A 367-nucleotide genomic window follows, 5' to 3' on the forward strand; every position below is an offset into this window, starting at 1 on the left:
TTCTCCACCGGCCGCGTAAAGAACTCCTTACTCGCCTCCACCGCCGTCCGCACATCACCCCGAAACTCACTACGGCTTCCCGACACCACATCCCACAACAACCGCACCGACGGCCACACCCGCTGCAACACACTCTCCGCACCCGCCAACGGCGCCAACTCCGGATCGGTCAACCGCATCACCTCCAACACCTGCTGCGCCACCGGCTCACCCCGCTCACCCCGCAACAACATCTGCCACCCCAGCGCCCACTGCTCGTGAAACGGATCAAACGACACCCCCGCCTCCATCGACGCCCGCATCCACTCCACCTCGAAATCCCGCAACACATCCAACAACCCACGATCCCGCGCCACCAACCCCAACC

1 protein-coding gene is annotated in these 367 nt (G+C 64.3%); it reads right to left on the bottom strand.

Annotated elements, in window-relative coordinates; genetic code table 11:
• A partial coding sequence (locus ACLQ3C_RS21565) for an Imm49 family immunity protein (RefSeq protein WP_425707130.1) occupies positions 1 to 302 on the bottom strand: 302 nt, incomplete at its 3' end.
• Between the last annotated feature and the right edge of the window lie 65 nt (positions 303 to 367).

The sequence above is a fragment of the Gordonia sp. DT30 genome, from assembly GCF_049844915.1.
Classification (GTDB): domain Bacteria; phylum Actinomycetota; class Actinomycetes; order Mycobacteriales; family Mycobacteriaceae; genus Gordonia.